At 71.2% G+C, this 25,738-nt stretch carries 19 protein-coding genes; 6 read left to right on the forward strand and 13 right to left on the reverse strand.

Annotated elements, in window-relative coordinates; translation table 11 throughout:
- Positions 1-53 precede the first annotated feature (53 nt).
- The 3 genes from ACYVDG_RS10875 (at position 54) to ACYVDG_RS10885 (ending at position 4,355) form a co-directional block, all read left to right on the forward strand.
- The gene (locus tag ACYVDG_RS10875; RefSeq protein WP_460749088.1) at positions 54-1,358 is read left to right on the forward strand and encodes a GAF domain-containing protein; all 1,305 of its coding nucleotides are present in this window, start codon (positions 54-56) and stop codon (positions 1,356-1,358) included.
- Positions 1,359-2,118: 760 nt separating this feature from the next.
- A complete protein-coding gene (locus ACYVDG_RS10880) occupies positions 2,119-3,351 on the forward strand; it encodes an aminotransferase-like domain-containing protein (protein WP_460749187.1) in 1,233 nt (410 codons plus the stop codon).
- A 53-nt stretch (positions 3,352-3,404) separates the two neighbouring features.
- Positions 3,405-4,355, forward strand: coding sequence for a D-alanine--D-alanine ligase family protein (locus tag ACYVDG_RS10885; RefSeq protein ID WP_460749189.1), 951 nt, complete (start codon positions 3,405-3,407; stop codon positions 4,353-4,355).
- Between the two features lie 122 nt (positions 4,356-4,477).
- Here ACYVDG_RS10885 and ACYVDG_RS10890 read toward each other — a convergent pair whose 3' ends face one another.
- The 7 genes from ACYVDG_RS10890 to ACYVDG_RS10920 form a co-directional block, all read right to left on the reverse strand.
- Positions 4,478-5,464: an FAD binding domain-containing protein gene (locus tag ACYVDG_RS10890; protein ID WP_460749091.1), complete on the reverse strand. Its 987-nt coding sequence runs from the start codon at positions 5,462-5,464 to the stop codon at positions 4,478-4,480.
- Positions 5,461-8,070, reverse strand: coding sequence for a molybdopterin-dependent oxidoreductase (locus ACYVDG_RS10895; RefSeq protein ID WP_460749093.1), 2,610 nt, complete (start codon positions 8,068-8,070; stop codon positions 5,461-5,463). Before ACYVDG_RS10895 ends, ACYVDG_RS10890 begins: the two co-directional genes overlap by 4 nt.
- A 283-nt stretch (positions 8,071-8,353) precedes the next feature.
- Positions 8,354-9,796 (reverse strand): NCS2 family permease, encoded by a 1,443-nt coding sequence (locus tag ACYVDG_RS10900; RefSeq protein ID WP_460749096.1) that lies wholly within the window; start codon positions 9,794-9,796, stop codon positions 8,354-8,356.
- 587 nt (positions 9,797-10,383) lie between these two features.
- Positions 10,384-12,819 (reverse strand): xanthine dehydrogenase family protein molybdopterin-binding subunit, encoded by a 2,436-nt coding sequence (locus ACYVDG_RS10905; protein ID WP_460749098.1) that lies wholly within the window; start codon positions 12,817-12,819, stop codon positions 10,384-10,386.
- On the reverse strand, positions 12,819-14,177 hold the full coding sequence (locus ACYVDG_RS10910) for an 8-oxoguanine deaminase (RefSeq protein WP_460749100.1): 1,359 nt from the start codon (positions 14,175-14,177) through the stop codon (positions 12,819-12,821). The genes ACYVDG_RS10905 and ACYVDG_RS10910 overlap by 1 nt, the downstream gene beginning before the upstream one ends.
- Positions 14,174-14,689 carry a (2Fe-2S)-binding protein gene (locus ACYVDG_RS10915; RefSeq protein WP_460749102.1) on the reverse strand — a complete coding sequence of 172 codons (516 nt, stop codon included), beginning with the start codon at positions 14,687-14,689 and terminating at the stop codon, positions 14,174-14,176. The genes ACYVDG_RS10910 and ACYVDG_RS10915 overlap by 4 nt, the downstream gene beginning before the upstream one ends.
- The gene (locus tag ACYVDG_RS10920) at positions 14,680-15,549 is read right to left on the reverse strand and encodes an FAD binding domain-containing protein (protein ID WP_460749105.1); all 870 of its coding nucleotides are present in this window, start codon (positions 15,547-15,549) and stop codon (positions 14,680-14,682) included. The genes ACYVDG_RS10915 and ACYVDG_RS10920 overlap by 10 nt, the downstream gene beginning before the upstream one ends.
- Positions 15,550-15,843: 294 nt before the next feature.
- Between ACYVDG_RS10920 and ACYVDG_RS10925 the strand changes: the two genes are divergently transcribed.
- Both ACYVDG_RS10925 and ACYVDG_RS10930 read left to right on the forward strand, forming a co-directional pair.
- The gene (locus tag ACYVDG_RS10925) at positions 15,844-17,427 is read left to right on the forward strand and encodes a PucR family transcriptional regulator (RefSeq protein ID WP_460749107.1); all 1,584 of its coding nucleotides are present in this window, start codon (positions 15,844-15,846) and stop codon (positions 17,425-17,427) included.
- A gap of 78 nt (positions 17,428-17,505) precedes the next feature.
- Positions 17,506-18,210 carry a pentapeptide repeat-containing protein gene (locus tag ACYVDG_RS10930; RefSeq protein ID WP_460749110.1) on the forward strand — a complete coding sequence of 235 codons (705 nt, stop codon included), beginning with the start codon at positions 17,506-17,508 and terminating at the stop codon, positions 18,208-18,210.
- A gap of 89 nt (positions 18,211-18,299) precedes the next feature.
- Here the strand turns inward: ACYVDG_RS10930 and ACYVDG_RS10935 are convergent, their stop codons facing one another.
- Together ACYVDG_RS10935 and ACYVDG_RS10940 are read right to left on the reverse strand one after the other, a co-directional pair.
- Positions 18,300-19,187 carry an NAD(P)H-binding protein gene (locus ACYVDG_RS10935; protein WP_460749113.1) on the reverse strand — a complete coding sequence of 296 codons (888 nt, stop codon included), beginning with the start codon at positions 19,185-19,187 and terminating at the stop codon, positions 18,300-18,302.
- 6 nt (positions 19,188-19,193) lie between these two features.
- Positions 19,194-20,054, reverse strand: coding sequence for an SDR family oxidoreductase (locus ACYVDG_RS10940; protein ID WP_460749115.1), 861 nt, complete (start codon positions 20,052-20,054; stop codon positions 19,194-19,196).
- 82 nt (positions 20,055-20,136) lie between these two features.
- On the opposite strand from ACYVDG_RS10940, the gene ACYVDG_RS10945 reads away from it, so the two are divergent.
- On the forward strand, positions 20,137-21,129 hold the full coding sequence (locus tag ACYVDG_RS10945) for an AraC family transcriptional regulator (RefSeq protein ID WP_460749118.1): 993 nt from the start codon (positions 20,137-20,139) through the stop codon (positions 21,127-21,129).
- Here ACYVDG_RS10945 and ACYVDG_RS10950 read toward each other — a convergent pair.
- The 4 genes from ACYVDG_RS10950 to ACYVDG_RS10965 all read right to left on the reverse strand — a co-directional run bounded on the left by ACYVDG_RS10950 (position 21,071) and on the right by ACYVDG_RS10965 (position 25,521).
- A complete protein-coding gene (locus ACYVDG_RS10950; RefSeq protein ID WP_460749121.1) occupies positions 21,071-22,048 on the reverse strand; it encodes an alpha/beta hydrolase in 978 nt (325 codons plus the stop codon). The genes ACYVDG_RS10945 and ACYVDG_RS10950 overlap by 59 nt on opposite strands.
- Before the next feature lie 54 nt (positions 22,049-22,102).
- On the reverse strand, positions 22,103-23,032 hold the full coding sequence (locus tag ACYVDG_RS10955; protein WP_460749123.1) for an aminoglycoside phosphotransferase family protein: 930 nt from the start codon (positions 23,030-23,032) through the stop codon (positions 22,103-22,105).
- Positions 23,033-23,118: 86 nt separating this feature from the next.
- Positions 23,119-24,249: an endo-1,4-beta-xylanase gene (locus ACYVDG_RS10960; protein WP_460749125.1), complete on the reverse strand. Its 1,131-nt coding sequence runs from the start codon at positions 24,247-24,249 to the stop codon at positions 23,119-23,121.
- A gap of 18 nt (positions 24,250-24,267) precedes the next feature.
- Complete coding sequence (locus ACYVDG_RS10965) at positions 24,268-25,521, reverse strand: cytochrome P450 (protein ID WP_460749127.1); 1,254 nt, start codon at positions 25,519-25,521, stop codon at positions 24,268-24,270.
- Positions 25,522-25,738 lie beyond the last annotated feature (217 nt).

Consider the following 25,738-nt stretch of genomic DNA (forward strand, 5'->3'; position numbering starts at 1 on the left):
CTGAACCAGGAAACTTGGGAACTCCCTGACGAACACGAGGACTGGGGGGCTGCATGACGTTTCCTCCGTTGGACACGGCCCTGCCCTCCGGGGTGGACCCGCGTGAACACGCGATCCTGCTCCGCCGTGTCCACGAAGCGCTGCTCACCGGACGGCCGACGCCCGCTCCGCTGCGCCCCGTGATCGAGGACTCCTGGGGGCGGATGCGCCGCTTCGGCATCGACCCGGACAGCGCACCGCCACGCAAGCTGGCCCGGCTCGACGAGCTCCAACGCAACCGCGCCGCCTCCCCGATCGCGGAGGTCCTCCCACTGATCCGCCGCTCCCTGGTGTCGGTGGCCGAGGACGCCGAGCACATCATGCTCGTGACCGACGCCACGGGACAGGTGCTCTGGCGGGAGGGTTCCCACCGGATCCGCTCGATCGGTGACCGGGTCGGCCTGGTCGAGGGCGCCTACTGGAACGAGGGCAGCACCGGAACCAACGCCATCGGAACCGCGCTCGTGGTGGGCCGACCGGTCCAGGTCTACTCCGCGGAGCACTACGTCCGGAACCTGCACGCCCTCACGTGCGCTTGCGCCCCCGTGCACGACCCCCGCGACGGGCGCCTGCTGGGTGCCATCGACGTCACCGGCCCGGTCTCCACCGTCCATCCCTCCACCCTGGCCCTGGTCAGTGCTGTGGCCCAATTGGCCGAGGCCCACCTCCAAGGGATCCACCACACCCACCTGGAACGGCTCCGCTCGGTGGCCGCGCCGATCCTGGCGGGGCTCGACCGGCCCGCCTTGGTCGTGGACGACGCTGGGTGGACGGCGGCCGCCGCCCACATGGAGCCGGTGCGGCGGGTGCTGCTTCCCAAACACTGCGAGGGCGGGACGGCCTGGCTTCCGGCACTGGGCGAGTGCGCGCTGGAACCACTGCCGGGCGGTTGGCTGGTCCGCCCCCAACCCGAGAAACATTCCTCGCCCTCCACCATCACCCTGGACCTGACCCGGGCCGGCGCACCCTCACTGTCGGTGGCCGGTGACAGCGGCGAGTGGGTCCAGCACCTGTCCCCGCGCCACGCCGAGCTGCTTCTGCTTCTGGCCGTGCACCGCGACGGGCGCTCCGGTGCCGAGCTCTCCCGTGACGTGTTCGGCTCCGACAAACACGTGGTGACGGTACGGGCCGAACTCTCTCGGATACGGCGCAACCTGGGCGGGGTGATCGAGAGCCGCCCCTACCGCTTCGCCGACGAGGTGCGCGTGCACGTCGTCCGCCCCGAGTCGCCCCTGGACCTGTTGCCCGGTTCCCTGGCGCCCGGTGTGCGGGTCCTGAGGGACCAAGCTCGCACTTCGGACGCGGCTGAATGCCCTTAGTAATTGACTCGCAACCTGTTGCAACCGTTGCTCCCTTCGCGCGGATGGGATCAACTAGATTCCGCGCGGCCCGCCCACCGGTGGGCGGCCTCCGGGCAAGAGAGGGCACGGCGGCTGTTCACCGGTGCGGGGCACGTCCGTGCCCTTCGAGCCTTGAGGGGGGTGAGGGGGGCGGTGCGGACGCGTCGACGGGCTAGGGCGGCATCCTCGGAGCGCACCCTAGGGCCCTGAGGGAATCGGGGGAACCCCCAGGGCCACCGCGCACTAAACGGTACGGCCCGGCGGTGTGGACACCGCCGGGCCGTACCGCTGCCGGGTGAAAAGTGCGTCATGGTCCGGTCATCCGCGTGTGAGTCGGAACACGTCCCTGGGTACCGTGCCCGGTGAGGAACCGGGACCGGCCGCGCCCCGCGGGGGTCGTACGGGTGCGGGAAAGCCCTGCTCGAACGTGTTCGACCCGTACTGGGCTACACTCGGGGCATTTCCTGAACCGCGTAGGTACTCGGTTCACACAACCCGAACGCCGCACCGGGGTGCACACACGGCCCAGCCGTCGCGTAACCCGGTGAACCAAGGGGCCCGACGAGGCGTCGAACCAGGAATCAATGTTGATCCCCGGATCGGCCCGTCCCGACGTCCCCAAAGACCGTCCTTCCTTCGGAGGTGGATCGTGTCCGCTGACCACCGAGAGCAGCAGCCCAGCCAACAGGGTTCGCGTGTCGACCCGCACGTCGGCCGCTACGCGGTCCGAGCACAGGGCATGGTCGCATCGGAGGTCAGGGCACTCTTCGCGGTCGCCTCCCGGCCGGAGATCGTCTCCCTCGCCGGAGGTATGCCCAACGTCTCCGCGCTCCCGCTGGAGCAGATCGGCGACCTGGTCAAGGAGGTCGTCTCCGAAGAGGGCGCTGTCGCCCTGCAGTACGGCTCTGCGCAGGGCGACCCCGTCCTGCGGGAGCAGATCTGCGACTACATGACTTTGGAGGGCGTCCAGGCCAGTCCCGACGACGTCATCGTCACGGTCGGCTCCCAACAGGCCCTGGACCTCATTACGCGCGTGTTCGTCGACCCCGGCGACATCGTGCTGACCGAGGCCCCCACCTACGTCACCGCGATCAACACCTTCGCCGCCTTCCAAGCCGATATCCGGCACGTGGGCATGGACGACCAGGGCGTCATCCCCGAGGAGCTGGACCGCTCGCTCACCGAAGCGGCCAAGGCCGGGCGCACCGTCAAGTTCTTCTACACGATCCCCAACTTCCAGAACCCGGCCGGCATCACCATGACGGCCGAGCGCCGCGCCCGGGTCATGGAGATCTGCGAGCGCCACGACGTGCTCGTACTGGAGGACAACCCCTACGGCCTGCTCCGCTACGACGGCGACCCGCAGCCCACCCTGTACTCGCAGGGCAGCGGCAACGTCATCTACCTCGGGTCGCTCTCCAAGACCCTCTCCCCGGGCCTGCGCATCGGCTGGGCCCTGGCCCCGGCGGCGGTACGCGCCAAACTGGTCCTGGCCGCGGAGTCGGCGATGCTGAGCCACTCCACGTTCAACCAGCTCGTGGTCCGCCGCTACCTGAACACCTTCCCGTGGCAGGAACAGATCAAGGTGTTCAACACGATGTACAGCGAGCGCCGGGACGCGATGCTCAGCTCCCTGGAGGCGCTGATGCCCGCCGGGTGCACGTGGACCAAACCCGAGGGCGGGTTCTTCGTGTGGGCCACCCTCCCCGCGGGCATCGACGCCAAGGCCATGCTCCCCCGCGCGGTCAACGAGCGGGTGGCCTACGTACCCGGTACCGGTTTCTACGCCGACGACCGCGGCCGCGACAGCATGCGCCTGAGCTTCTGCTACCCCACCCCAGATCAGATCCGCGAGGGCGTACGCCGCCTCGTCGGAGCGATCGAGGGCGAGATCGACCTGCGCGACACGTTCGGCGCCGCGTCCTCCCCGCCCACCGAAGGCAGCCAGGCACCCACCCCTGACCTGCCCTGACCCCGCCGCGTAAGGGCACCACCATGACAGCAGCAGAGAAGGAGGTCCGCGCCGTGGCTGACCTTGACCGGGTTCTCGTCCTCGCCGGGGGCCTGTCCCCCGAACACGAGGTGAGCGTCCACTCCGGCCGCAGCGTCGCCGAAGCCCTGCGCCGACTCGGCGTCGAGGTACAGGTCGCCGACGTCGACTCCGGCCTGTTGGACCGACTCGCCGCCGACCCGCCCCAGGTGGTCTTCCCCGTCCTGCACGGGTCCGCGGGCGAGGACGGGGCGATCCGCGAGGTCCTGGAACTGGTCGGGGCGCCCTATGTGGGAGCCCGCCCCGACGCCTGCCGCCTGGCCTACACCAAGCCCGCCGCCAAGGCCCTGCTTGCCGAGAAGGGCGCACGGGTGCCGCGCGGCGCCACTCTGCCCAAGTCGGCCTTCCACGACCTGGGCGCCCCGGCGCTGCTGGACCGGCTCGCCGACCGGCTCGGCCTGCCGCTGTTCGTCAAGCCCGACCGCGGCGGCTCCGCCTTCGGCGCCACCCCGGTCGCCTCGGTGAACGACCTGTCGGCGGCCCTGGTCTCCTGCTTCGCCTACAGCGACTCCGCACTCGTGGAGGAACAGGTCCAGGGCACCGAGCTGGCGGTCGGTGTGCTCGACACCGGCGAGGGGCCCGTCGCCCTCCCGCCGGTGGAGATCGTGCCGGACGGCGGCGTCTACGACTACGCCGCCCGTTACACTGCGGGGCGCACCGAGTTCTTCTGCCCGGCCCGGCTGGACGACGAGGCGGTCGCGACCGCGACCGAGGTGGCCCTGACCGCCCACCGGACCCTGGGGCTGCGCGACTTCTCCCGGACCGACCTCATCGTCGATCCGAACGGCGAGGTCATCTTCCTGGAGACCAACGTCGCCCCCGGCCTGACCGAGACCTCCACGTTCCCGATGGCGGCCGCCGCCGCGGGGATGGACTTCCCGGTCGTGTGCCGCGAACTGGCCCACCGGGCCTACCTGCGCGGCTGAGCGCACACCGCCAGCCATATGCGGGCCGCGGGCCCGGTGCCGACTATGGGCTCGTGCCATGGGAGCCGACACAAGGGTGGGCCGCCACGCCACGGCGGCCCACCCGACCCTGCTCCGAGTCCTTACCGGCCCGGAACGTCCAATGCCCTTTCGATTACACCCTGGACGGTCGCCTGGAGCAAGGGGACCTTGTACCCGGTGGCAGGCAGCGGGGAGCACTGGTCAGCGAGGTCCTCCAGCGCCCCCGCGACCCTCGGCCCGGTCACACGGCCGGGTACCGACCCGACCAGGGCCGCCTCCACACCGGGCAGCCGCAACGGGGTACGGGCCACTCCGCCCACCGCGACCGCGGCCCCGGTCACCGGCCCGGTGCCGCCATCGGCGCACGCCAAGCTGACCACCGCCTCCACCAGCGGCCACTCCGCCCGGGACCGCCCGGTCGCGCGCAGGTAGGCGGCGCGCTCACCGGGAACCGGCGCGGGCAGGGCCACCGACACCACCAGCGACCCCGGGGCCAACACGTGGTCCCGGGTCGGATCGGCGCCGTCGTAGAGATCCGCCACCCCCAGCTCGTACACCCGCCCGTTGTAGACCTGGACCGTGGCGTCGTACGCCAGCAGAGCCACCGCCAGCGACGAGGGGTGCGGGGCCACGCAGGGGCCCTGGTCCACCACCACGCCGCGCAGGTGGTCACCGGAGCGCGCCGGGCACGCGTCACCGCCGGTCTGGAAGCAGTCGAACGCCGGGTTGCGCAGGTAGGAGCAGCGGTTGCGCTGGAGCAGGTTGCCGCCCACCGTGGCCGTACCCCGGATCTGCGGCGTGGCCAGCCCGTCGGCCGTGGCGGCCAGCCCCGGATAGGCGGAGGCGAGGCGAGGGTCGGCGCTCAGCTCGCCGACACTGGTCATCGCGCCGATACGGGAGGTCCCGTCCTTCGACCAGCTCGTGATGCGCAGATCCGGCACGTCGAGCAGGTCGACGAGGGGGCCGGGCGCGACCACGCCCGCCTCCAAGCAGGTGGTCAGGTCGGTGCCGCCGGCGCGCAGGCGCGCCCCGCTCCGGGCCAGGTCCTGGGTCACCTCTCCCACGTTCGTGGGGCGTGTGGTGGTCAACGCGGGCCTCCGATCAGTCGGTCCGGGCGGATGGGCAGGTCGTGCGGGCGCCAACCGGTGGCGTCGTACACGGCGTTGCCCAACGCCGCCGCCACACCCACGACCGACACCTCCCCGAGGCCGATCCCGCCGCCGCGCGCGTGCTCGAACCCCTCCTCGTGGAAGTACACCTCGGTCTCGGGCACGTCGCCCAACCCCGGGATCCGGTAGTCCTCCAGGTTGTCGCTGAGCACCACGCCCGAGGCGGGATCGTCGCGCCGCTCCTCGAACAGCGCATACCCCACGCCCTGGACCACGGCGCCCTCGCACTGGTTGCGGGCCAGCCGTTCGGAGTAGATCCGCCCGGCGGCGATCCCCGCCCAACAGCGGGTGGGCTGCACCCGCCCGAGCAGGGTGTCGACCTCCACCTCCATCACGTGGACGGCGCCGCTCATGCCGCGCCCGAGCGCGAAGTCGTCGGCCATGCTCGGACTCAGCTGCCCCCACCTGTCCAAGGCCCGTTCCCCGACCACGCTCAGCCCGTCGGCGGCGCTCAGCGCCTCCTTGAACGTGTGCTCGGGGATCGGCCCGCTGGCGGGCACCTCCGGTGCGTGCTCGCGCAGGCCCTCGCGCAGCCGGTCGGCGGCGTCGGCGGCGGCCGGACCCATGGAGGCGGTGGTGCGGCTACCGTAGGAGCCCGTGCCGTGCACCGAGGCGCTCTGCCCGATCTCCACCCGCAGGTCCGCCGTGCTCACCCCGAGCCGGTCGGCGACCACGTCACCGAGCACGCTCCGGATCCCGGTGCCGATGTCCTGGGTGGCCGAGCGCACCACCAGCGATCCGCCCTCCACCACGAGCTCCACCTGCGCCTGGGGAGCGAGCAGGTACGGCCAGCCCGCCGCGGCCAGGCCCACCCCGCGCCGGTACCGGCCCGAGCGCTCGCCACGCGGGCGGTCCCGCCACAGCGGCAGGTCGGCGACCCGTTCGTACAGGGCCCGCCGCTTGGGGTTGCCGTCCCAGCGCTGACGCAGCGACAGCGGGTCCTCGCCCAGCCGCACGGCCATGGTGTCCACGGCCTGCTCCAGGGCCCACGCCATGGGCGGGCCGCCGGGGCCGCGCATGGGTGCACCCGGGGGGCGGTGGGTCACCACGTCGAAATCGCGCAGCCGCCGGGGCGAGCGTCCGTACATCAGCGCCGCCAGGGCGGCGACGTTGGAGCCCACCGACACCCCGCCGTCGCCGTACGAGTCCACGCTCAGCGCCCGCAACTCGCCGCCGCGCCCGGCCAGCAGCGCCACCCGGGTCCGGTTACCGGGCCGGTGCCCGGCATCAGTCAGTTCCTCGGCCCGGTCCAGAGACACCCGCACAGGAACACCGACCCGCAGGGCCAGCTCCACGGCGGCCTCGACGTCGGCGGTGATCCCGTTCTTGGCGCCGAAAGCGCCGCCCACGTACTCGGTCACCACGTGCACCCGCTCCCGAGGCAGGCCCCAGCGCTTGGCGGCCTTGTCCGCGATCTTGCTCACCGACTGGGTGGACACGTGCAGGTACAGGTCGCCGTCAACCCAGGAGGCCACGCTCACGTGCGGTTCCAGGGAGCTGTGGACCTGGGTGGCGGTGGTGTACTCCTGTGCGACCAGGAGGGAGTCTTTGCGGCGGTGGGCGGCGCGCAGCCTGGAGACCGCGGTGGGGCCGCGCCAGCTCACCACCCCCGGGCCGCGCACGTTGCCGTTCCAGGGGGCCGGCGGGGTGGGCGCCTCCCCGTAGGCGGGAGCGGCGGCGCGCTCGGCGCGGGTGGGGTAGACGGCGGGGGAGCCAGGGTCCTGAGCGGCTTCGGGGTCGACCGCGGCGGGCAGGAGGTCGTGGTCCACCACCACGGCTTCGGCGAGCTCGCGCGCGGCCGCCGCCGTCGGCCCGGCCACGGCGGCGATCGGCTGACCGACGTAGCGCACGGTGCGGTCCTCGCCGAGGAGGTCGACCAGGACGGGCGTCTCACCGTCTGACGCCGCGAGACGCACGTCGAGGACACGGGCGTGGGGAACGGTGGAGCGCACGATCACCCCTTCCCAGGTGCCGGGGGCGGTCACGTCGCCGCTGAACCGCGCGGCCCCGGTGACCTTGGCCGGGGCGTCCGAGCGCGGTGGGTCCCGGTCGGGTTCGGTGTCGAACTCACCGGCGCAGGCGGCGGCCACGGCCGAGAAGATCCCCTCGTAGGCGCCGCACCGGCACAGGTGGCCGGCCAGGGCATCGGCAACGGTGTCGCGTCCGGGGCGGACGTCGCCGTGCTCGGCGCGCCAGGCGTCCACGAACACGGAGGCCTCCACGACGAAGCCGGGTGTGCAGTAGCCGCATTGGAGTCCGTCGTGCGCGGCGAAGGCGCGCTGCACGGGGTGGTCCCCGTTCAGCCCTTCGACGGTGGTGACCGTGCGCCCGGTCAGGTGGCCGGAGGGCAGGAGGCAGGAGGCGGTGGGGGCGCTGTCCACCAGGATCGTGCAGGCGCCGCACACCCCGGAGCCGCAGGCGATCTTAGTGCCAGTGAGCCCGAGCCGCTCGCGCAGGTGTTCGGCGGAGCTGAGTTCGGGTTCGTCTGGAACGGGCGTGGGTGTGCCGTTGACGCGGCTGTCCATGGCGGCTTCCCGGAGAGGCGACTGAAGTTGACGCTGACAACTTAGGTGGCCCAGCGCGCCCTGTCAAAAACCTGGCATCCCCGTCCTGCCTGTCGCCCGCCACCGCGCCCGGCAGGTTCTGTCCACCGCCGTGTCGTTTCGGCGGGGCCGGTAGCAGTTGGCCCTCCAGTCCGGAGGTGTCCGCACTCAAGAGGGAGACCCAACGGGTCCGGGCCGCCGCCGTCCGTTGGCGGCGGCCCGGACCTGGGCGCTCTGCTCTGCGGGCCGCCGTCGGCCTACACCCCTACAACCCGAGCGCGTGCATCGCGAAGTGGAAGGTGAACACCCCGCTGAGGACCCACATCAGCCAGCCGACCTCGCCGAACCGGCCCTGGGCTGACTTCAGCACCGTGTGGGCGATGATCCCGATCCCGATGCCGCTGGCGATGTCGTAGGCGAACGGCATGATGGCGATGGTCAGGAAGGCCGGGACCGATACCGTGATGTCAGACCAGTCGATCGCCTTGACCTGGGTCATCATCATCGCGCCGACCAACACCATCGCCACCGATGCCGCCTGCGCGGGGACGATGGAGAATACCGGTGCGAAGACGATCGCGGTGAGGAAGAGCAGACCGGTGACTACGCTGGCCAGTCCCGTCCGGGCCCCCTCGCTCACCCCGGCGGTGGACTCGACGAACACGAGCGTGGCCGAGGAGCTGGTCAGACCGCCCGCCACGGCCCCGGCGCCGTCGGTGACCAGGATCTGGTTGACGCGCGGCATCTGCCCCTTCTCGTCGGCGAGGTTGGCCTTGTTCCCGATGGCCAGGATGGTGCCCACCGCGTCGAAGAACCCGGCCAGCACCAAGGTGAACAGGATGACCCCTGCCGTGGTGGGGCCGGCGGTCGTCCAGGCGCCGAACATGTCCACCTGGAACAGCAGCCCGAAGTCGGGAGTGGCCACCGGGCTGGCGGGCAGCTCGGGGACGCCGCCACCCCAGTCGTCGGCGTCCAGTCCCGTCACGTAGTGCACGAACACCGCGAGGGCGGTGGCGCCGATGATGCCGTAGAAGATGGCGCCGGACACCCCGCGGGCCAAGAGCACACCGGCCAGGATCAGCCCGCACACGAACACCAGCACCGGCCAACCCAGCAGGTTGCCCTCGTCCCCGGCGGCGCCGATCTGCAGCAGGCTGTCGCCGTCGCCGCCGCTGACGAAACCGGCGTTGGACAGGCCGATCAGCGACACGAACATGCCGATACCGACGCCGATGGCCAGTTTGAGGTTGTGCGGGAGCGCGTTCATCACCGCGGTGCGCACCCCGGTGACGACCATCATGATGATGGCGATGCCCTGCCAGACGACCAGGCCCATCACCTCGGACCAGGCCATCGCGGGCGCCGCCTGGTAGGCGACCACCGCCATGACGCCGAGTGCTGCCGCGCAGGCGATGGGTGCGCGGCCGATCACACCCATCATGATCGTGGTCAGCCCGGCGGCCAGGGCGGTCATGGTGGTCAGCTGGCCGGGCGACAGGAAGTCGCCGTTCACGTCCGGCACGCTGCTGAGGATGATCGGGTTCAGGACGATGATGTAGGCCATCGCCATGAAGGTGGTCAGGCCGCCGCGGACCTCCTGCCCGAGGGTGGAGTTCCGCTCGCTGATGAAGAAGAAGCGGTCGAGCCAGGATCGATCCGTACCGGTGCGCGGTTCCGGCCGCGAGCCGGTGTCGTTGAGTTTGGTCACGTCCCCTCCTGGAGGGATATGAGCACGGCAATAAAGCACCGTGTGTGGGGGGTTTGCTACTTTGCGTAGTCAAACGTGGGTAGGCCAGGACGACGCTGTCCTGGGCACCCGCCCCGGGGCCGAGGGCGTCGGTGATCCGGGGCGGGTGGACTCGGGGGAGGGACGGCGGGTGCTCGCACTGCCCTCGTGGGAGCTTGCGCGGCCCGCGCGCCGCCCCTCCGCGCTAAACGCCGGGGTCAGGGGTTGCGTGCTGTTGGCGTGTGCATAGGTGGATTTCAGTGAATCTCTGCGCCTGTCTGTGTGGACTGTTAAGTTGTTGGTTGTCTGGCCGGTGAGAGTCAAGCGGTCGGGCGCCCACATCCTGCGGCGGCAGGTGAAACACGCCTTTCTATCCGGGTCTTGGGCCTGGCGTCGTCGGGAGCGGCTCGGAGACGGAAAACTGCACGTGGAGCGGGCATAAGACCGGGCCTTGCCGGGCAGTCCGCTGCGAAGCGTGAACCCATGACCCAGTTCTTCGGGGCCGGGTACGGGACTTTCGCCCAGGAATGGTGCGATTCGTTGACGGATGTAGAAACGTCAGCGAGCGGTCACAGGTCGATGCCCACGATGTCCTCGGGCCGCACCGGCGCGTGCGTCAGCGGGCGCTTGGTCGCGTCGCGCACAGCGGCCACGATGGCCGGGGTCGACGACAGCGTCGGCGGCTCGCCCGCGCCTCGCAGCCCGTACGGGGCGTGCGGGTCGGGTCGCTCGAGAACGTCGATGCGCATCGGCGGGGTGTCCAGGATGGTCGGGATCAGATAGTCGGTGAAGGACGGGTTGCGCATCACACTGTCCTTGACCTGGATCTCCTCCATCAGCGCCAGTCCCAGGCCCTGGGTGGAACCACCCTGGATCTGCCCGGCCAGCTGCTGCGGGTGGAGCACCTTGCCCACGTCCTGGACCGCGTCCAGGGCCACCACCTTCACCAGGCCCAGGTCGACGTCCACGTCCACCACCGCGCGGTGCACGCACATCCCGAACTGGGTGTGGGACATGCCCTGGCCCCGCGTGGGGTCGAGCATCTCCGTCGGCCGGTGGTGGTGCTCGCGGGTCTCCTCGATCACGGTGCCCGACTCCGTGGAGTCGCCGAGCAGGTCGGCCAGGGACACCAGGGCCCCCGCGGTCTCCGACACCACCTTGCCGCCGCTCATCGACAGGTCGGAGTCGGGGATCGCGTCCGGGACGATGCCCCGTTCACGGGCCAGCGCGAACACCGAGGCGCGCACCGACTCGCAGGCCATTTTCACCGCGCCGCCGGTCATGTACGACTGCCGGGAGGCCGAGGAGGAACCGGCCGAACCCACCTGCGTGTCCGAAGGTGCGATGACCACCTTCTCCACGCCCAGTTCGGACCGCGCGATCTGGCCCTTGACCGTCACCAGCCCCTGGCCGACCTCGGCGGCGGCCGTGTGCACCAGCACCACCGGCTCACCGCCCACGACCTCCAAGCGGACCCGGGCCGTGGAGTAGTCGTCGAAACCCTCCGAGAAGCACAGGTTCTTGAGGCCCAACCCGTAGCCGACACCCCGCACCACGCCCTCACCGCGGGTGGTCCCGGCCACGCCGCCCGGCAGGGTGCGCTGGTCGGTCGGGTCCGCCAGCTCGGTGCGCTCCACCGGCATCGGAAGGTCACGGCACCGCTCCAACATCTCCGCCATCGGCAGCGGCATGTCGATCTCCTGGCCGGTGATGATCCGCGACCCCTGTGCCATGGCGTTCTTCAACCGCACGTCGACCGGGTGCATCCCCAGCTGCTCCGCGAGCTTGTCCATCTGCGACTCGTAGGCGAAACAGGCCTGCACCGCGCCGAAACCGCGCATCGCGCCGCACGGCGGGTTGGTGGTGTACACGCCGTAGGCGTCCACCAACACGTGGGGCACCTCGTAGGGGCCGACGCCCAGCGACGAGGCCACACCCACCACCGCGGGGGTCGCCGACGCGTACGCGCCGCCGTCCACGATGATCTCCGCCGTCGCGTACAGCAGCGTCCCGTCGGCCTTGGCGCCGTGCTCGTAGCGCATCTTGGCCGGGTGCCGGTGCACGTGCCCGAAGAAGGACTCCTCGCGGTTGTACACGAACTTGACCGGCTTGCCGGTGTGCAGCGCCAGCATGCACGCGTGGATCTGCATCGACAGGTCCTCGCGGGCACCGAAGGCGCCGCCCACACCCGCCAGGGTCAGGCGCACCTTGTCCTGGGGCAGCCCCAGGGCCGGGCCGATCTGCTTCTGGTCCACGTGCAACCACTGCGTGGCCACGTACAGGTCCACACCGCCGTCCTCGGCGGGCACCGCCATCCCCGACTCGGGGCCGAGGAAGGCCTGGTCCTGCATGCCCACCTCGTACTCGGTGGTGGCCACCGCGTCGGCCCCGGCGCGCAGGCGCTCGAGCACCTCCCTCTGGCCCTCCTCCGACCCCGCCACCCCGGCGAAGTCGCCCGTCCGGATCGGCTGGTGGCGCACCCGGTTGCCGGCCTGGTGGTACTCCTCGTGGATCTCGAGGGTTCCCTCCTCGTGGACCAGCGGGTACTCGGGGTCGTGCGCGGCCCGCCGCGAGTCGCTGACCGGGTCCAGGACCTCGTAGTCGACCTTGATGCGCTCCATCGCCCGGCGCGCCGTCTCGGGGTGGTCGGCGGCCACCACGGCCACCGCCTCACCCTTGTAGCGCACCTTGTCGTAGGCGAGCACGGGCTGGTCCTGGAACTCCAGGCCGTAGCGCTTCTCGCCGGGCACGTCCTCGTGTGTGAGCACCGCCGACACACCGGCGACCTTCAGGGCCTCGGTGATGTCGATGCCCAGGATCTTGGCGTGCGGGTGGGGACTGCGCAGGGTCGCACCCCACAGCATGTCCTCCATCCACAGGTCCGACGAGTAGGCGAACTCGCCGGTGACCTTCAGCGTCCCGTCGGGGCGGCGCGGGCTGGCGCCCAGCCCGTCCCGGGTGGTGCTGGACAGGTCCGTGGTCACGCTGTCTGTGGTGGCCTTCATCAGCGGCTCGCCTCCTGCATGAGAATTCGGTGCGCCGCGCGACCCCGCGCGGCGGCGGTCTCGGCGGACAGGGTGCGCAGCTCACCGCGGTCGACGACGGTGTCGCCACCGACCAGGAGCCGCTCCAAGGGCGGGGTGGGTCCGAAGGTCAGCGCCACCACCGGGTCGGCGATCACGTCGTAGCCGAAGCCGTCCACGCGCCACAGGGCGACGTCTCCGACCTTGCCCACCGACAGGGAGCCCAACTCGGCGTCGCGGCCCAGTACCCGGGCACCGCCCAGGGTGGCCAGCTCCAGCGACTGACGGGCGCTGAGCGCCTGCGGGCCCTTGCGGGCACGCGCCATCAGCAGCGCCTGGTGCATTTCCCCGGCCATCGTGGACAGCTCACTGGAGGCCGGGCCGTCCACGCCCAGCCCCACCCGGGCCCCGGCGTCGAGGAGCTCGGTCACCCGGCAGATCCCCGCGCCCAGCCGGGCGTTGGAGGTCGGGCAGTGCGCGATTCCGGTACCGGTCGCGGCGATCCGGGAGATCGCGGTGTCCGACAGGTGCACTGCGTGCGCGAACCACACGTCCTCACCGAGCCAGCCGAGCTTCTCGGCGTACTCCACGGGGGTGCAGCCGAACTCGTCCAGGCACTGCTGCTCCTCCTCGACCGTCTCGGCCAGGTGGGTGTGCAGCCGCACGCCCTTCTCCCGGGCCAACTCGGCGCCTTGGACCATGAGCTCGCGCGAGACCGAGAACGGCGAGCACGGGGCCACCGCGATCCGGGTCATCGAGTCGAAGGACGAGTCGTGGTGGGCGTCGACCGCAGCGCCGGTGGCCGCCAGCGCGCCCTCCAGCGTCTCGACCACGCTGTCCGGCGGCAGACCGCCCTGACTGTGGCCCCGGTCCATCGACCCGCGGGCCAGGTCCAGTCGGATCCCGACCTCCCGGGCGGCCTCGACCTCGGCGGCGGCGATGTCACCGCGGCCGGAGGGGTAGATGTAGTGGTGGTCCGAGGCGGTCGTGCAACCGGCCAGCGCCAAGTGGGCCATCCCCGCGGAGGTCGTCCCCGAGACCACGCCGGCGTCGAGCCGGTGCCAGATCTCGTAGGAGCCCACCAGCCACTCGAACAGCGTGCCGTCCGCGAACAGACCCTGGGTCGCCCACTGGTAGAGGTGGTTGTGCGAGTTGACCAGCCCCGGTGTGGCCACGCAGCCGCGACCGTCCACCCGCTCGACCGGGCCCTCGACGCTGGGCGCGGGACCGGACCCCACCGCGGTGATCCGGCCGTCACGCACCACGACGTGGCCGTCGGCGTACTCCGGGCCGTCCACGGTCACGACGTGGGCGCCCTCGATGACTACGGACCGGCTCATGCTTGGCTCCCGGCTTCCGCGCGCCGCTCCGCGGCAAGGTGCACGGCGTCGATGATCTTCTCGTACCCGGTGCAGCGGCACAGGTTGCCCGCCAGAGCCTCACGGATCTCCGAGTCGGCCGGCGCGCCCTCGCCCGCGCCCACCGTGCGCTCCAGCAGGTCGTCGGTCTGCACCAGCAGACCCGGAGTGCAGAACCCGCACTGCACGGCGCCCGCTTCGACGAACGCCTCCTGGACCACGCCCAGCTTCCGGTCGCTGCCCTTGCCCGCGCCCTCGGCCAGGCCCTCGACGGTGCGCACCTCGTGCCCCTCGGCCTGCCCTGCGGCGATCATGCACGAACAGGCGGTCACCCCGTCGAAGTAGACCGTGCACGAGCCGCACTCACCCTGCTCACAGGCGTTCTTGCTGCCGGGCAGTCCCAGACGCTCACGCAGTACGTACAGCAGGCTCTCGCCCGGCCACACGTTGTCGGCGGTGACGTCCTCGCCGTTGACGTTGAAATTCACGCGCATCGCGTGGACCCCTTCCGGTAGTCGGTGACGGACCAGCTCAGCGCTCGGCGAGCCATGACCGACAGGGCGTGCTTGCGGTAGTCGGCGCTACCGCGCTGGTCGTCGATGGGACGGGCGGCGGCGGCCACGAGATCGCCGAAGCGGCGGACTACCGCCTCCGAGAGCGGGCGCCCGTCCTCCCAGTCGAACTCGGCCTCCAAGAACTCCTCGGCGGCTTCGGCGCGCAGCGGGGTCGGCCCGGCCGAACCCACGCCCGTCCCCACCCTCCGCTTCTCGGTGTCCAGCGCCAGGCAGAAGGAGGTCACCGCGATCACCATGGCGTTGCGGGTACCGATCTTGGCGAACTGCTGCGGGCCGGTCGCGTTGGGCAGCAGGATCGCGGTGATCAGCTCGTCGTCGCGCAGGGCGGTTGTGCGCAGGGACAGGTAGAAGTCGCGGGCCCGCACCCGGCGCGTGCCGCGGACCGACGCGAGCTCGATCTCGGCGTCCGTGGCCAGCAGCGGCGGGTGGGACTCACCGGCGGGGGAGGCCCCGCCCAGGTTCCCGCCGACCGTGCCGCGGTTGCGGATCTGGGGGGATGCCACCGACCGCGAGGCCTTGGCCAGCGCGGGCGCCTTCCCCGAAAGGTGCTCGATGATCCGGGTGTAGGGGACCCCCGCGCCCAACCGCGTGTGGTCGCCGTCCACACCCCACTCGGTCAGTTCCGGGACCCCGGTCAAGTCGATCAGCGCCGAAGGCCGACTCTTGTCGAAGTTCAGCTCCACCATCACGTCGGTACCGCCCATGATGGGCACGCCGTCGGGGTGGGCGCTCCTGGCCTCTAGGGCCTCCACCAGTGTGGATGGCCTCACGAATTCCATGCTCGTCCTCGTCCTGCGCAGTGCGGTCTGGTCACGCCGATCTCGGGCGGCCCCTCGTTAATGGGGCGGTCATGTGAAGTACAGCACTCGCCGTCCGCGCCCATCCAGCCAGTGATGACATGAAGTGATCATGGAACGAACGGCTACTGTTGGTTGTTTCCTACAAGTGGTCTTGGTATGAGCGCGAAAGACACCCGGTCCTGTCGCTTGGCGGTCTTTCATCGGTGCACACTGTGTCCTGGCACGAAGACACCACTGGTGGGACCCGACGCACCCGAACACAGAGGGAAGTTCATGCAGATCAGTGAGCTGATCGCCGTCAAACGACTGCACCTGCGGTTCTTGGCCGGCGCTGAGCACGCCCACCGCGACGTCCGGTGGGCCTACACCACTGATCTGCTCGAACCCGCTCGCTACCTGCGCGGCGGCGAGATGGTCCTGACCGGGATGATGTGGCGCAACCGCCCCGAGGACTCCGAGACGTTCGTGGCCTCGGTCGCCAGCGCCGGCGCCCTGGCCGTGGCCGCGGGAACGGCGCTCGGCGACATCCCGCCGGACCTGGTCGCGGCCTGCGAGGCCCACCAGATGCCCCTCATCGAGGTCCCCGCCGAAACCTCCTTCGGTTCGGTCACCGAGGAGGTGCTGCGCTCCCTCACCCAGCGGCGCTTCACCACCATCGCCGAGACCCGTGACCGGCACCGGCGCCTCATGGCCGAGGTCGCGTCCGGGGCCGACTTCCCCGAGGCCTTCGCCGCCTCCGCCGAGCAGGCCGGGGTCACCGCCTGGGTGATCTCCGCCTGCGGCCGTCACGTGGCCTCCTCGGGTACGCCCCTGGCCCCGGAGGAGCGGGAGCACATCGCGGCCAGGGCCCAGACCTGGTCGGCCTTTCCACACACCATTCGCATCCCCTCGGGTGGAGAAGGCCGAACCCTCAGCGTCGTTCCGATCCAGACCAAGGAGTCGCACCCGCTCTCCAGCTGGCTGCTGGTCTGTACCGGTGACCACGCCACATGGGGCGAGGAGGAGCACGAGTCGGTCGCCGAACTCGTCTCCGTCGGTGTCCTGGCGCGCAGCCGGGACGAGGAGCGGTCCCTGACCACCGCCCGGCACCTGGAAGGGCTGCCCCGTCTGCTCGCGGCCCAGCGCTTCGACGAGGTCACTGCCCTCATGCGCGGTACCGGTGGTGGTGAGGGTCCCGAGCCCGACGACCGCGCGCACGTCGTAGTGAGTGCCATGATGCTGCCCGAGCCGCGCGTGCCCGACCTGGCGCGCCGCGTGGTCGCCGAACTCGTCGCGGACCACCCCGGTGCGGTCGTCACCGGGGACAACGACGCCCTGGCCGTGATCCCGGTGGCCGGTCCCGACCACCGGTCCCGCACCGGCGCCGAGACGATCCGTGCCGAGCTCGTCCACCGCGCCCGCGTCCTGGAGGGAGGGCTGCTCGACTACCGTCTGGCGGTCGGCCTGAGCTCGGCCGCCAGGGGCGTCGCCGAGCTGCGCGGTGCGGCGGTGGAGGCCCGCCACGCCCGCCGCCTGGCCGAGCTGCGCGGGGGCCGCTCCCGGGTGATCGCCGGGGCCGAGATCGACTCGCACGAACTCCTGCTGGCCTCGGTTCCGGAGGAGGTTCAGACCTCTTATCGCGAGCGCCTCCTGGGTCCCCTGGTGGACTACGACCGCGACCACCGCTCGGAGCTGGTGGAGACGTTGGACCAGTTCCTGGCCCACTCGGGTTCCTGGCAGCGCTGCGCGGCCACCATGCACGTCCACGTCAACACCCTGCGCTACCGCATCGGCCGCGTCGAGGAGCTGACCGGCCGGAACCTGAGCAGCCTCGAACACCGGGTCGACCTGTTCCTCGCCCTCAAGCTCCGGGACTGAGCGGCCCAGCGGGGGAGGGGTAGGGCTCCCTCCGTACGCGGCGGTGCTCTGTCGTCGCCGGAGGCTAGAGTCCCCGGCGTGAGTACCGAACTTCTCGCCGACGCCGAGATCACCGACGCCGACCTGTCCGAACTCGACCTGCGCGAAGCCCTGGCCGAGGACCCGGGTGCGCCGCGCGTGTGGACCCGCTGCGACCTGAGCGGGGCCGACCTGAGAGACGCGCACCTGGTGGACACGCGTCTCATCGACTGCCGTCTGGACGGGGCGCGCCTGGAACGGGCGGTGCTGGAGGGTGCGGCGTTCACCGGCGGGGGTGCCCCGGGCGCGACGTTCGCGCACTCCGACTGCACCGACACCCGCTTCGAACGGGTGGACCTGGCCAACACCCGCTGGCAGGGCGCGCTGCTCAGCGACACCGCGTTCACCGGCTGCCGGATGACCGGTGCCGGGCTGAACTCGCTGCGGGGGATCGGTTACACGTTCTCCCAGTGCAACCTGATGCTGGCCCGCTGTAAGGGGCTGGTCCTGCGCGGTCAGACCCTCGAGGGGCTGCGCATGGACGAGGTGGACCTGGCCTCGGCCGATCTGCGCGAGACCGTGTGGGTGGAGTCGCGGCTGCGCGGCGCCAACCTGGTCAACGCAGCGTTCACCGGGGCGGACCTGCGCGGTGCGGACCTGGGGGAGTTCGACCTGCAGCAGGCCGGGTTCCTGCGCGGGGCCACCATCAGCCCTGCCCAAGCTGGGCTGATCCTGGGTTCCCTGGGCATCACGGTGGCCGACTGACCGGCCGAAGGAAGCAGGGGTGCCGATGCGCGTCGGCACCCCCGTTCCAGTAGGGTAAATCTACGTCGTATAGGTGATCTCTCTGCGGGCTACCTGTCCCACACCCCAGAGGAAACCGCGTCTTTAGCAAACTCCGCGAAGGAGCGCGGCTCGCGCCCCAAAGCCTCCCAGACGCCAGGCGAGACGTGAGCGTCCTTTCCCCTGGGGATGGGGGAGAGAGCCAGGGCCAGCGCTCGCGCGTCTTCCTCCGGCCACCCCCGGGCGACCCGCTCGGACACGAATTCCTCGGCAGTGACGGGTGTGTAGGCGACATCCCGGGCCAGTTCCCGCGAAATCTCCTTGGAGACCTCCCGGAGATCCAGTGCACGGGGTCCGGACAGTTCGTAGGTGCGCCCGTGGTGGCCGGGCTCAGTCAGCGCCGCCACCGCCACGGCGGCGATGTCCTCGGTGTCGATCCAGGTGGCCGAGCCCTCGTCCGTCGGTAGCCGCAGCTGGCCCGACCGCACGTCGTCGCCGAGGACCCCCTCGCTGAGGTTCTGCGAGAACCATCCAGGGCGCAGGACCGTCCACTCCAGCCCGCTGTCCCGCACGGCATGCTCGCCGACCAGGTGGGAGGGGACGAAGTTCTCCTCCGAGGTGAACTCCTGAGGGAAGTAGTCCGGGTCGTCGATGCCGCGGCCCGACAGCAGTACGACCCGTTCCAGACCGTGTGCCGCCGCGCGTTCCACGAACGGCGGGGTGAGCGGTTCGGGATCGTACTGGACCACGTACACCGCACCGGTCCCTGCCAGGACCGGATCCCACGTGGAACGGTCCTGCCAGTCGAATGACCAATCCGAGGAGCGGGACGCCGCCCGTACCCGGTGGCCGCCCTCGCGTAGCCGCCGCGCCACTCGGCTACCGGTCATCCCGGTAGCGCCGAGCACCAGGACCGGCTTCGTCCCGTTGCGGTTCCCCGTGTCGCTGTCATGGGTCATGGCGGATCAGGCCTCCCGAACCGGCTCGTCGGTGAAGGCTTCGGCCACGTACGCCGAGAAGTCGCGGGGCTCGCGCCCGAGAGCCTCCTGGACGCCGGGGGAGACCTTCGCCTCCAGGCTGCGGCGGACGGCCGAAAGAGCCGAGACCATCTCCTGGGCGCCCTCCTTGGGCCACCCTTGGTGCAGGAGCTCGTCCACGTACTCCTCAGTTGACACCGGCTCGTAGCGGACCGGCTGCCCCAGGGCCTCGGTGATCTCCGCCGTGGCCTCCGCCACCGTCAGTGCACGGGGCCCGCTCAGTTCGTAGGTGCGCCCGTGGTGGCCGGGCTCGGTCAGCGCCGCCACCGCCACGTCAGCGATGTCTCGGACGTCGATCCAGGAGGCCGCGCCGTCCCCGGTGGGCAGGCGCAGCACTCCCGTGCGCACCCCGTCGGCCAGCATCCCCTCGTTGAAGTTCTGCGCGAACCATCCCGGGCGCAGGACGGTCCACTCCAGCCCGCTGGCCTTCACCGCCTCTTCGCCCCGCAGGTGTGAGGGGGCCTCCTCCACGCCCTCGAAGTAGCCCGGCTGGTCGATCCCGCGCGCCGACAGCTGCACGATCCGCTCCACGCCGTGTGCCACCGCACGCGCAACGAACGCGGGCGTGCGGGGGTCGAGGTCGTTCTGCACCAGGTACACCGAACCCGCGCCCTCCAGGGCCGTTTCCCAGGTATCCGGTTCGCTCCAGTCGAAGCGCCACTCGGAGGAGCGGGAGGCGGCCCGTACTGCCGCGCCCCGATCGCGCAGCCGTGCTAGGACCCGGCTGCCGGTCATCCCCGTCGCGCCGGTCACCAGGACCGGCCGCTGGCTTTTCTTGTTCTCTGTCATGGTCTTGAGTCAACCGCCTCGCCCTGAGACGTGCCATGGTCTAGAAGCTCAGAACGATATCCAGGCGTCTACACTCACGGGTATGGACGCACTCGCCGACCTCCTGGACGGGGTCCGCGCCCGAGGGGCGCTCTTCAGCAAGTCCGTCATGGCGCCGCCCTGGTCGCTGCGCTTCGCCCACGGCTCGCCCCTGACTCTGGTCACCATGGTGCGCGGCCGCTCCTGGATCGCCCCCGAAGACGGCAGCGACCCCCTCCCCCTGGAAGTGGGCGACACCGCCATCCTGCGCGCCCCCGGACCGCATACCGTCGCCAACCCCGCGGACGCGCCCACCAGCTGCACCGTCCTTGACGGACACCTGTGCCTGGGCCCGGACGGCGCCCCGCTCACCGAGGAGGCCAGCCTGGGCATCCGCACCTTCGGCGACTCCCTGGACGCCCCCGACCTGCTGCTCAGCGGCTCCTACGAGGTCACCGGCGACCTCAGCCAACGCCTGCTCTCCACCCTGCCCCCGGTGCTGGTGGTCCCCGCCGACGAGTGCCACGACCGTTTGGGCGCGATGATCGAGGCGGAGATCGGTTGCGCCGCCCCCGGTCAGCAGCTGGTCCTGGACCGCCTGCTGGACCTGGCCCTGATCACCAAACTGCGCGCCTGGTTCGCCCGCCCCGGCGCCTGCCCGCCCGCCTGGTACACCGCCATGGCCGACCCGGTGGTGGGCCGGGCCCTGCGGCTGCTCCACAACCAGCCCGCCCACCCCTGGACCGTGGGCTCCCTGGCCGAAGCCGCCGGAGTCTCGCGCGCCGCCCTGGCCCGCGACTTCCGCGCACTGGTGGGCACCCCGCCCATGGCCTACCTGGCCGACTGGCGCGTCGGGCTCGCCGCGGACCTGCTCCGCGACACCGACACCACCGTCGACGCCATCGCCCGCAGGGTCGGCTACTCCAACGCCTTCGCGCTCAGCAGCGCCTTCAAGCGGCTGCGCGGCACCACGCCCACCGAACACCGCAGGGGCGGGGTCATGCCCCCAGAACCCGCCGCAACCACGGCAGGCGCTGTTCCCGCGCCGACCGGCTGAGCACGGCGTCCGGCACGAACCCGTCGAAGGAGTGGAAACCGCCCGGCCAGACGTGCAGCTCGGCGGAGCCACCTGACCGCCAGATCCGAGAGGCGTACTCCACGACCTCGTCGCGGAAGGTCTCCGCCGACCCCACGTCCAAGAAGGCCGGGGGCAGGCCGGACAGGTCCTGGGCCCGGGCAGGGGCGGCGTAGGGGGACACGTCCGGTCCACCCACCCGGTCTCCCAACAGGGCGCCCCAGCCGGTCGTGTTGGAGCCCTGGTCCCACACGCCCACCCCGGCCATCTGGTGGGCGGACACGGAGTCGTTGCGGTCGTCCAGCATCGGGCAGAGCAGGAGCTGGCCAAGCGCGGTCGGCCCGCCCCGGTCCCGGGCCAGCAGGCAGGTCGCTGCCGCCAGGCCGCCGCCTGCACTGAGCCCGCAGACCACCAGGCGTTCGGGCGCCGCCACCCCCGCGCTCCCGGCGTGTTCGGTCAGCCACACCAGACCCGCGTAACAGTCCCCGACCGGAACGGGGTGCGGGTTCTCGGGGGCCAAGCGGTAGTCTACCGACACCACCGCCAGGTCCAGCTCGTGGGCGTATTCCAACAACCAGGGGATCTCCCAGCCGCGCGGAGTACCGGCGACCATCCCGCCGCCGTGGATCCAGTACAGGGCACCGGTAGCTCCGGTGGGCCTCGTCGGCCGCCACACCAGCAGGGGGATCTGAGTCCCGTCAGGCCCCTGAGCGGTGCGCTGTTCCTCCTCGAAGGCCCCGTTCAGGGTCATGTCGACCTTGTCGCCGGGCGCCCGCTGGCCCCCGCCCACCCGCAGCGCGCTGATCATCTCCGGGGTGACTGTGGGCGGGATCTCCGCGCCGACCACCTCCAGCGCGGCGGCGAGTTCGGGGTCGAACGGCGGGCGGGGTGGAACGGTCACGGGTGCCTCCGACAGTGCGTGTGCTCGGGTGGTGCGCCACCATCGTGCTCCAGGTCACCGCTGGTTCTCCAGTGCCTCGGCGATCCAAGCCTGCACCGCGGGGACGCGGGCGCCCCCCTCCAACTGCCACAGCGAGTCCTCCAGAACCCGCACCAGGGTCCAGGCGCGGGCCCGCTCCCGGTCCAGTCCCGCCACCTCGGTCAGCAGGTCGAGGCGGCGCCGTGTCTCCCGGAGCGGGTCACCGATGGCCTCGGCCTCCGTCCACCGGTTGCGCAGCGCCGGCAACAGCTCGAAACCCGGATCGCCCACCAGGGGCTTGGGATCGATGGCCAGCCACGGCCCCCGCCCCGATCCGGGCAGGGGCGCCAGCACGTTCTCGTAGTGCAGATCCCAGTGCAGCAGCCGGTCGCCGGGTTCGGCGGCCATCTCCCGGGCCAGTCCGGACCACCGGGACAGCGACCTCCGGGACACCGGCTCGACCCGCTCCGAGGCGGCCAGCTGCCCGGCCCGCTCCGCCAGGTCCAAGGCGATCGCACCGAGGCCGCGCATCCCGTCGGGGCCGCGGTACGCGCTCAGGTGGGCCAGCAGGCCGCCGAGCACCTCCAGCGCCTCATCGATCGCCACACCGTCCAGCCGACGAGTGGGATCCAAGGCTTCCAACAGCATCGACCCGGTCTGCGGATCGTGCTCCAACAACCGCACGGACCCGTCTCCGCCCCACGCACGCAGCGCCGCTGGTTCGCCCTCGGTTTCCTCGTCCACCGGCTGGACCTTGAGCACCGCGGCGGTTCCGTCCGGCCGTTCCACCGGAACCACCAGGGCCACGGCGCCGTGCATCGCCTCTCCCGTGGGCCGCAGCGCCCACCGGTCGCACTGGCGCGCGGCCAGCCCCGGCAGTGCCTCGGCCCACGCGGGACCGAAGAAGCGGGTGGTGGTCGCAGCGAGCCCGGGCGGCACAGGAATCGGGGGCGTGTTCTCGTGCATGTCCCCACTCTCCACTGTCCTTCGTCGTTTCGGCCGTGACGAAGGAGGCGGAGGTGCGCGTGCCTAACGCATACCGAACACCACCCCTAGTCTACGGACCCGAGGGTGCCCTGGGACCCCCGGGCCTGGGCGAGGGCGTCGGTGATTCCGCCCAGCGCGGGCTTGGGCTCGTAGTCCTCGTCGAAGGGCAGGGCCGCCGTGTAGCCGGGGAACCACTCGGGAATCCAGGAGTGGTGGTCGGCGACGCCCCACACCGAGACGCCCACGCAGCGGGAGACCGCCAGGCACGACTCGACGACGTGCTGGTACTCGTCCGCCTGCGCGGCCAGCTCCTCTTCGGTGGCCGGTTCGGGGATGCGGATGTCCACCTCGCTGATCTCCACGTCCAGTCCGAGGTCGGCGAAGCGCTGCATGTTCTCGGCGATGTCCTCGGGGACCTGCTCGTGCACGAAGTGCCCCTGGAAGCCGATGCCGTGCAGGGGGACGTCCCGCTCCAGCAGGTCCGACGCCAGGTCGTACAGGGCGTCGGCCTTGTCGCCGCTGCCCTCGACACCGAACTCGTTGATGTAGAGATCGGCCTCCGGGTCCACCTCATGGGCCATGCGCAGGGCTTCGGCGATGTAGTCGTCGCCCAGCGTCTGACGCCAGAGGTTGTCGCGCAGCTCAGGGCCTCCGTCCTCGAAGGGTTCGTTGATCACGTCCCAGGAGGAAATGCGCCCCTCGTAGCGGCCCAGCAGCTCGTCCATGTGCTCGCGCATCACCGTGCGCAGCTCGTCGCCGTCGAAGCCGCCCTCCGCCAGCCAGTCCGGCTGCTGGTTGTGCCACAGCAGCGTGTGCCCGCGCACGTTGAGGTCGTTCTCCTCGGCGAAGTCCACCACCAAGTCCGGCCCGCTCCAGTCGAACTCGTCCCGTTCCGGCTGGACGTGCTGCCACTTCATCGTGTTCTCGGCGGTCACCGACGTGTAGTGGTCGGTCACCACGTCCCGGTACTCGGAGTCGTGTTCCAGCGGGTTCACCGCCACGGCCACGCCCAGCTCGATCCCGTGCGCCTCGGCCAGCGCCGGAAGCTCACTCTCGGGTTCCTCGGCCGGTCCGGGAAGGACCACCACCAGAACCGCGACCACCACGAAAATAACCACGCACACCGCCCCCGCCGACAGCAGAACTCCCCGTCCGCGCGTGGCCGATCGCCAGCTGCCCTCGACAGCTTCTCGCACCCTTTCTGCCCCCACCCTCTACTGGTTGCCGGTGGTGACCGGGAACGCGGACAGGGACCGTACCGTCGTGGTGGCCCGCCGGGTCGGCATCGCCGTGGGCCGTAGCCCCGGAGCCCGTTCGGACAGGGCCCGGAACGCGATCTCGCCCTCCAGCCGGGCCAGCGGCGCCCCCAGGCAGTAATGGATCCCGCCGGAGAAGGCCAGATGGTCACCGGCGCCGGGCCGGGTGATGTCGAACCGGTCGGGGTCCTCGAACTGCTCGGGGTCCCGGTTGGCCGATCCGATCAGGCACATCACCTGCTGCCCGGCCGGGATGCGGACCCCTTCGACCTCAGTGTCGCGATGGGACCACCGCCCGGTGAACTGGACCGGTGCGTCGTAGCGCAGGGTCTCCTCGACCGCTCCGGAGACCAGCGTGGGATCGGCGACCAGCCGTTCCCACTGTTCCCGGTGGCGCAGCAGGGCCATCACTCCGTTCCCGATCAGGTTGACCGTGGTCTCGAAACCGGCGAGCAGCAACAGACGGCACATCGAACCCAGCTCGGCCCCGGTCAGTTCCCCCTCGTCACTCTGACCTACCAGGGTGGAGACGACGTCCCCGCGCGGGTTGGTGCGGCGTTCGGCCATCAAACGCTCCAACAACAGGTCCAATTCTGCCGTCGCGTCCTGGATCTGGCGCAGGTGACGCGCCGAGCGGGCACCGTCCAGTGCCCCGCTGACCACGTAGCCGATCCGCACGAAGTCGGCGTTGTCGCGCTCGGGCACGCCCAGGAGGCGGCTGATGACCGTGATGGGCAGGGGTTGGGCGAAGTCGTGCATCAAGTCGAATTCACCGCGGGCCAGGGCCGTGTCGAGGAGGTCGGCGGTGATCTTCTCGACTTCGGTGCGGTACTCGGCCATGCGGCGCGGGCTGAACGCGGGCCGTGCGAGCTTGCGCAGCCGGGTGTGGTCGGGCGGGTCCATCTGCAGGAAGGACAGTTCGACGCTGTCGAACTGCTGGGGTACCCGGAGGCCCTCGGGCGGGGCGACGCCGAAGTCGCGGCCACGGAGGACCTGGTCGACGGCGGCGCGGGTGGTGGCCGCGAGGAAGGGCAGTCGGCTGGGGACGACGGGGCCCTGATCGCGCAGCCTGCGGTAGGTGGGGTAGGGGTTGTGCCGCCAGGGCCAGTGGAGCAGCCTGCTGGGGTGGTCGCCGCCCTGTGCGGTGAGCCACGACACGCCGTGGGCCAGGCGCAGTTGGGAGTCGATTCGCAGGGTGTCGAGCGTCTTCAAGGGTGAGTAGTCCTCTCGGTGGCACTTTCGATCCTAGGATTCCCCCTGACACCTGATCTGACCTCGGGGTTGGCCGCCTGTGGCCACGCGGGAACTCAGTGGCCGGGACCGGGCGTTTCACCTCCGCTTTCCGTGTTCTCCGCCCGCAGGAGTGAACCCTTGGGCGCTGTCGGGGATCCCATTGGAGAGGGTGGTCCGAACGGGGTGCCTGGACGGG

The sequence above is a fragment of the Nocardiopsis oceani genome (genome assembly GCF_054777395.1).

Excerpts from the sequence above, each read along its gene's own strand:
- ACYVDG_RS10875 (WP_460749088.1), top strand. The coding sequence starts at position 54 with ATGACGTTTCCTCCGTTGGACACGGCCCTGCCCTCCGGGGTGGACCCG.
- ACYVDG_RS10880 (WP_460749187.1), top strand. The coding sequence starts at position 2,119 with ATGGTCGCATCGGAGGTCAGGGCACTCTTCGCGGTCGCCTCCCGGCCG.
- ACYVDG_RS10895 (WP_460749093.1), bottom strand. The coding sequence starts at position 8,070 with ATGGACAGCCGCGTCAACGGCACACCCACGCCCGTTCCAGACGAACCC.
- ACYVDG_RS10905 (WP_460749098.1), bottom strand. The coding sequence starts at position 12,819 with ATGAAGGCCACCACAGACAGCGTGACCACGGACCTGTCCAGCACCACC.
- ACYVDG_RS10910 (WP_460749100.1), bottom strand. The coding sequence starts at position 14,177 with ATGAGCCGGTCCGTAGTCATCGAGGGCGCCCACGTCGTGACCGTGGAC.
- ACYVDG_RS10915 (WP_460749102.1), bottom strand. The coding sequence starts at position 14,689 with ATGCGCGTGAATTTCAACGTCAACGGCGAGGACGTCACCGCCGACAAC.
- ACYVDG_RS10920 (WP_460749105.1), bottom strand. The coding sequence starts at position 15,549 with ATGGAATTCGTGAGGCCATCCACACTGGTGGAGGCCCTAGAGGCCAGG.
- ACYVDG_RS10925 (WP_460749107.1), top strand. The coding sequence starts at position 15,844 with ATGCAGATCAGTGAGCTGATCGCCGTCAAACGACTGCACCTGCGGTTC.
- ACYVDG_RS10935 (WP_460749113.1), bottom strand. The coding sequence starts at position 19,187 with ATGACCCATGACAGCGACACGGGGAACCGCAACGGGACGAAGCCGGTC.
- ACYVDG_RS10940 (WP_460749115.1), bottom strand. The coding sequence starts at position 20,054 with ATGACAGAGAACAAGAAAAGCCAGCGGCCGGTCCTGGTGACCGGCGCG.
- ACYVDG_RS10945 (WP_460749118.1), top strand. The coding sequence starts at position 20,137 with ATGGACGCACTCGCCGACCTCCTGGACGGGGTCCGCGCCCGAGGGGCG.
- ACYVDG_RS10955 (WP_460749123.1), bottom strand. The coding sequence starts at position 23,032 with ATGCACGAGAACACGCCCCCGATTCCTGTGCCGCCCGGGCTCGCTGCG.